The organism is Methylobacterium sp. D48H, from assembly GCF_053345715.1.
Window position 1 is genome coordinate 1 of the sequence record NZ_JBKFAP010000060.1, and the last position, 5,759, is coordinate 5,759.

4 protein-coding genes and 4 pseudogenes are annotated in these 5,759 nt (G+C 66.8%); 6 read left to right on the top strand and 2 right to left on the bottom strand.

All coding sequences use genetic code 11. The annotated features are described in order from the left end of the window. The 3 genes and pseudogenes from ACLBX8_RS31355 to ACLBX8_RS31365 all read left to right on the top strand — a co-directional run. Positions 1-104 (top strand): annotated as a pseudogene (locus tag ACLBX8_RS31355) (IS5-like element ISMra2 family transposase); the annotation flags it as partial. A gap of 41 nt (positions 105-145) precedes the next feature. After that, a protein-coding gene (locus ACLBX8_RS31360; protein ID WP_447716382.1) for an IS3 family transposase occupies positions 146-1,374 on the top strand; the annotation gives its coding sequence in 2 pieces (ribosomal slippage) (positions 146-479 and positions 479-1,374; 1,230 coding nt in all). Positions 1,375-1,388: 14 nt separating this feature from the next. Beyond that, a pseudogene (locus ACLBX8_RS31365) lies at positions 1,389-1,979 on the top strand (ISL3 family transposase); the annotation flags it as partial. A gap of 77 nt (positions 1,980-2,056) precedes the next feature. Here ACLBX8_RS31365 and istB read toward each other — a convergent pair. Next, a complete protein-coding gene (gene istB, locus ACLBX8_RS31370) occupies positions 2,057-2,926 on the bottom strand; it encodes an IS21-like element helper ATPase IstB (RefSeq protein WP_447716383.1) in 870 nt (289 codons plus the stop codon). Further along, positions 2,923-4,188: an IS21 family transposase gene (istA, locus tag ACLBX8_RS31375; RefSeq protein WP_447716384.1), complete on the bottom strand. Its 1,266-nt coding sequence runs from the start codon at positions 4,186-4,188 to the stop codon at positions 2,923-2,925. The genes istB and istA overlap by 4 nt, the downstream gene beginning before the upstream one ends. Positions 4,189-4,335: 147 nt before the next feature. On the opposite strand from istA, the pseudogene ACLBX8_RS31380 reads away from it, so the two are divergent. The 3 genes and pseudogenes from ACLBX8_RS31380 to ACLBX8_RS31390 form a co-directional block, all read left to right on the top strand. Then, positions 4,336-4,494 (top strand): annotated as a pseudogene (locus tag ACLBX8_RS31380) (ISL3 family transposase); the annotation flags it as partial. Next, positions 4,495-4,794 (top strand): annotated as a pseudogene (locus tag ACLBX8_RS31385) (integrase core domain-containing protein); the annotation flags it as partial. It lies immediately after the preceding pseudogene. Between the two features lie 124 nt (positions 4,795-4,918). Beyond that, on the top strand, positions 4,919-5,293 hold the full coding sequence (locus ACLBX8_RS31390; RefSeq protein ID WP_447716385.1) for a TonB family protein: 375 nt from the start codon (positions 4,919-4,921) through the stop codon (positions 5,291-5,293). The last annotated feature ends 466 nt before the right edge of the window (positions 5,294-5,759 follow it).

A 5,759-nucleotide genomic window follows, 5' to 3' on the forward strand; every position in this document is an offset into this window, starting at 1 on the left:
GCCGGCTCAAGCAGTATCGCCGCATCGCCACCCGCTACGAGAAGCGAGCCGCGAACTACCTCGCCATGGTCACGCTCGGCATGACCATGCTCTGGCTCAGATGACTTTGCAGAGACGCCCTAGGCGGAAGCCTAGGCGTGCGCCTATGCCGAACGACACGCAGCGGATCGAGATCATCACCGGGCGCGAGCGCCGCAGGCGCTATACCGCCCACGAGAAGGTGCGCTTCGTCGAGGAGACGATGCAGCCCGGCATGACCGTCTCGGCGGTAGCGCGGATCCACGGCCTCTCACCGAGCCTTCTATTCGGGTGGAGGCGTCGCATGGCCGAGGGCGGACAGGTGGCGGTGCAAGCCGACGACGAGGTGGTCGCTGCTAGCCGGATGCGCGAGTTGGAAGCTCGCGTGCGCGATCTAGAGCGGCTGCTGGGACGCAAGACGCTGGAGGTCGAGGTGCTCAAGGAGGCGCTGGCCGCTGCATGGATAAAAAAAGCCGTGTGGCCGCTGCCGTCGCCGCCCGCGGGCTCTTCCCGGTGAAGGTCGTGGCCGACGTGCTCGGCGTGGCCCGCTCCAACCTCGTCGAGCAGATACGGACTGGGTCGCGGTCGCGCGGTCCCTATCGTCGCGCCGACGACGAGGCCGTCCTGATCGCCATCCGCGCCATCACGGACGTGCGGCCGACTTACGGCTATCGGCGAGTGACGGCGATCCTGAACCGGACGCGGCGCGCCACTGGCGAGCCCGCCCTGAACCACAAGCGGGTGTTCCGCTTGATGAAGCGGGACAGCCTGCTCCTCCAGCGCCACACGGGCGGGCGACCCGTGGGCACCCACGAGGGCCGTGTGATCGCCGCGGCCTCGAACCAGCGCTGGTCCTCGGATGGGCTGGAGATCGGCTGCTGGAACGGCGAGGCGGTGCGGGTAGCCTTCGCCATCGACACCCATGATCGCGAGGTGATCGCCTGGGTGGCCTCCACGGGTGGGATCACCGGCCAGATGGTGCGGGATCTCATGCTGACCTGCGTGGAGGCGCGCTTCGGCAGCCTTTGCGCGACCCATCCCGTGCAGTGGCTGGCCGATAACGGCTCTGCCTTTACGGCCGCCGAGACGCTGTCCTTCGCGGCAGCCCTGAACCTCGTGCCCTGCTTCACGCCGGTACGCTCGCCCGAGAGCAACGGGGTGAGCGAGGCGTTCGTGAAGACGCTCAAGCGCGACTATGCCCGCGTCCAACCCCGGCCCGACGCCAACACGGTCCTGGCGCGGATCGGCGCCTGGATCACCGACTACAACGAACACCATCCCCATCGTGGGCTCGGCATGCGCTCGCCGCGCGAGTTCATCCGTGCTCAGATGCAACCAGCCCCGTGTCCGGTTTGATGGGGGCAACTCCACGGACCTCTTCACGTCGCATCCAAAGCCGCTACCAGCGCCGTGCCGCCGACCTGCCGCTTGGTGGCCGGCGCGTCGAACTCCAAGTCATGGTGAGACGCTTCTGGTGTGACGCAGCGGCCTGTGGGCGGAAGATCTTCGCCGAGCGCTTCTCCGAGGATGTCCTGCCTACCTTCGCGCGACGCACCTCGCGGCTGGAGCAGATCGTCCATCACCTCGGGCTCGCACTCGGGGGTCGGCCCGGTGCAGGCCTCGCTCAGCGCCTGATGCTGCCCGTCAGCCGCGACACGCTCCTGCGCGTGATCCGCCGTCGGGCGACTACCCACTCCGATCCACTCAGCGTCATCGGGATCGACGATTTCGCCTGGCGGCGCAACCACCGCTACGGCACCCTCGTCTGCGACCTCGAACGCCGCCGCATCGTAGCGCTCCTGCCCGACCGCGAGCAGGCCACCGCACAGACATGGCTGAAGATGAACGGCTCGATCCAGATCGTCGCCCGCGACCGCGGGGGTGGATATGGCGAGGCCATCGCCCGTGCTCTGCCGCAGTCCATCCAGGTCGCCGACCGGTGGCACCTCATGGAGAATGCCTGTCAACGGGCACCGTAGTCTCCGCAATTATGGGCTTTCAAAATTCCCTACCCGGCGGGTTCGGTAGCGATCGGTGATCAGCCGGGGATATGATCAAGGGTCGCCTTCTTGGGGGGCCGGCCGCGGCGTCGTGGAACCGGCGGCGGGGTGATCAGCGCCTTCGAACGCACGTGCTCGGGGATGAGATCGCCGTGCTGGCGCAGCCGGTAGCTCGCCCCTTCGATCTGGATGACGACAGCGTGATGCAGCAGGCGGTCGAGCAGGGCCGTGGCCACCACGGGATCACCGAACACCTCACCCCATTCGGCAAAGCCGCGGTTTGAGGTCAGGATCATCGCTCCCTTCTCATAGCGCGCGTTGACGAGCTGGAAGAACAGGTTGCCCCCGCCCGGGACTACGGGCAGGTAGCCGATCTCGTCCACGACCAGGAGCGAGGCCCGACTGAGGTAGCGGATCCGCTCGCGCAACGCGCCGTCGCGCTCGGCTTTGGCCAGCGAGGCGATCAGCTCGGCCAGCGTCGAGAACACCACGCTGCGCCCGGCCTTCACTGCCTCGACGGCAAGTGCCGTGGCCAGATGGCTCTTGCCGGTGCCGGGCGGGCCGAGAAGATGGACCACCTCGGCCCGGTCGATGAAGGTCAATTCCGCCAGCGCCATGATCCGCTCCCGGTCGAGGGAGGGCTGGAAGGTGAAGTCGAAGCCGGCGAGCGTCTTGATCGTCGTCAGGCGAGCGACCAGCAGGGCGGTCTTCACCCGGCGGTTCTCGCGCAGCGTCAGTTCCTCCATCAGGATCTCGTCGAGGGCGGTGATGCCATCGATCTCGCCCTGCTCGATGCGCCGAACCGTGGCGTCGAGGACTTCGAGGGCTCGCGGCATGCGCAAGCCGACCAGGCTGTGCTTGATCCTGTCGAGGGTCGTCGCGGCATGGGCGGGAGCGGTACGGGTCATGACCGGACCCCGATCCCAGCGGCGAGCCGCTCGCCGACGGCTTGGTAGACGGCCAGGGAGCGCTGCGCGACGTGATCGCCACTCCGACCGATCGGCAGGCTGTCGGGATGGCCGTGCCGCATGGCTCGGGCAGCTCCTCCCTGGCGATGCTCGGGATCGACGCGGTACTGGCGCCGTCCCTCCAGGATCGAGTGGCTCGCCACGAGCCGGCCGCCGTCGAGGATGCGGATCGTGTCGGGCAACTGGTGCACCTCGACGACGCGCCGCGTCCGATCCGGCACGCTGTAGTAGTTGCCGCCGATCGAGACGAGGCCGTCGTGGCTGACGCGCCGTTCGAGCTTGAGCAGGACGTCGAAGGGCACGGCCGGCAGCGGCTGCAGCTCGGGCTTCTCGGCGGCGAAGGCCTCTGAGACGACCCGCTGCGTGGTGCCGTGCAGGCGGAGGTTGGCGATGGTGTCGAGCCAAGTCCGGAGCTGGAGGTTCAGGTCGTCGAGATCGCGGAAGGAGCGGGCAACGAAGAAGTCCTGGCGGATGTAGGAGAACGGCCGTTCGACCTTGCCCTTCGTCTTGGCCCGGTACGGCCGGCAGGCACGCGGCAGGAAGCCGTAATGTTTGGCCAGCGCCAGCAGGGATCGATTGTAGACGATATGGCCGTCCGGCGCCTCGCCGGTGACCGCGGTCTTCATGCGGTCGTAGAGGATCTCGATCGGCACGCCGCCGAGCGCGGCGAACGCCTGCATGTGACAGCGCAGCAGGGTCTGCAGGTCCTGATGCAGGACGAAGCGTGCCTCGATGTGCCGGGAATGGCCGAGCACGAGCGAGAACAGCCATACGATGCAGCTCGCGCCCGGTGCGTCCGTGAAGGTGACCACGAAGCGAGCGAAGTCGACCTGCGCCTGCTGGCCGGCGGGGGTCTCGAAGCGAACCTCGTAGGGCTTGGCCTCGGGCGGACGGGTCGCGGCGACGAACCGCTTCACGGCGGTGTAGGCCCCCATATAGCCGCGCTCCCGCAGCTCGCGGGTCAGGCGCACGGCGCTGAGATCGGGGAAGGTCGTGACGCGCTCGCGCAGGTATACGAGGTAGGGAGCGAGCTTGCTCGGACGTCCGGCTTGGCGGGGACCGTAGGCCGGTGGTTCGAGGCCGCGCTCGATGTACTTCCGGACCGTCTTCGGATCACGCCCTGTCCGGCGGGCGATGGCGGTGACCGACAGCCCCTGTCGATGCAGGTCGAGGATCATGAGGAGTTCTCCCAGCAGGACCATCCTCGTCCCTCCCGACCGATACGCATCGGCCGGCATGGTTGCGCAGGATGGATAAGCCTGAGAGCGCGGGGTGCCCTCCGCGCACTCAGGCCAGGGCACCGACCAGGGAATTTTCGATGCCCACAATCAGGGAGTATTCAACGCCCACTGACAAATGCCAGCCGCGGCTTCCTCGATGCCGTGTGAAGGTCGATGCGACAGGTTCGCGAGGTCGTCGGCGCAGCCACGATCGATCCGGCGCTGCTCACTGCAGCCGAGCGCATCCAGTACGAGGGTTACCTGCGGCGGGAGGAGGCGGACGCGGCCAACGGCACCGAGCTGACCTCGCATGCCATCCTGCGCTGGCAGGAGGAGCGTACGGTCGAGTGGCACTACATCGCCCCCGGCAAGCCGCAGCAGAACGGTTTTGTCGAAAGCTTGAACGGGCGCTTGCGCGACGAGTGCCTGAACGAGCATCTCTTCCGGAGCCTGCCGGCGGCCCGGACCATCATCGAGGCGTGGCGGGTCGACTACAACACCTGCCGCCCCCACACGAGCCTCGGTGGGCTTACCCCAAACGCGTTTGCAGCCCGGTCCCGACAGGACCAGAACGGACTTTGGTTATGAACGGGGGCAAACACGGGGCAAGGTCACGGGTTGGATGGGGGAATGACGTCAGTTTGTGTGAATGGCTAACTATGCCGGTCGACTTAGGTTGATTGGTCGCCGTCCGCATGTTCGGTGCAAAAGCATGATGCTAGGCTTCGCTATGACCAATCCTCTCGGCTCGATCGCGCGTGTCCTCGCTTTGGTTCTGGTCGGGCTAGTGCCCGCGCAGGCCGAAAGCATGCAGGATTGGGCAGCGCAGGCCGCCAGGGACATCCACGCCCGATACCGGCCCCCTCCTGGCTACCGGCATACAAAGGTCCCCTTCGTCACCACCGTCCAGTTCGTGGTGAGCCGCGATGGCGCGGTCAGCAAAATTGAGGTCACAAAGAAGAGCGGGGTGACGGGCCTCGACGATGCCGCCGCCCGGGCCGTCCGTGATGCGCAACCGCTCCGGCCGCCTCCGCTGGCTCCCGAGCAGGACAACGTGGTCGCGACCATTCCCGTCTCTTGGCATTAGATGCCGGGAAGGCTGAAGCTCCAATAGAAACGCCCGTGAACGTGGGCGAGGTCGTGGGTAGCGGTCAAAGCCAAATCTCAACGCTCTGACAGGACAGGATTATTCGGCTTCGTTGGCGGAAGGTGTATCCGCCATCAGGGTTTCCGAGGGGGCGAGCTGCCCGCGTCAGATTTTTGGACCGGTGCGGTTCCTGAGTGAGCGTACTCCTACCGACGATCTCCAATCCCTTCCCCACAAGGCAGGGCGACAGCGATGTCGGTATGGCGCCCAATTTCGCCCCGCCCTCATCATCGGTTCCATGGAACCACTCAGCGGCATCTGCCCGCCGACATCTGGGCTAGTGACCAGCCCCCACGCGGTGGTCCGAGTTCAAAGTTAGTGCAGGGTCGGCCTCTGCTCTACGGGTAGCTTGGCCGACGGAGCCGGTCGGGCGAGCGCAGTCGGCCAAGCGGTCATGGCTGGCACG

Coding starts and splice junctions, on each gene's coding strand:
- istB (WP_447716383.1), bottom strand. CDS start 2,926: ATGACCCGTACCGCTCCCGCCCATGCCGCGACGACCCTCGACAGGATC.
- istA (WP_447716384.1), bottom strand. CDS start 4,188: ATGGTCCTGCTGGGAGAACTCCTCATGATCCTCGACCTGCATCGACAG.
- ACLBX8_RS31390 (WP_447716385.1), top strand. CDS start 4,919: ATGATGCTAGGCTTCGCTATGACCAATCCTCTCGGCTCGATCGCGCGT.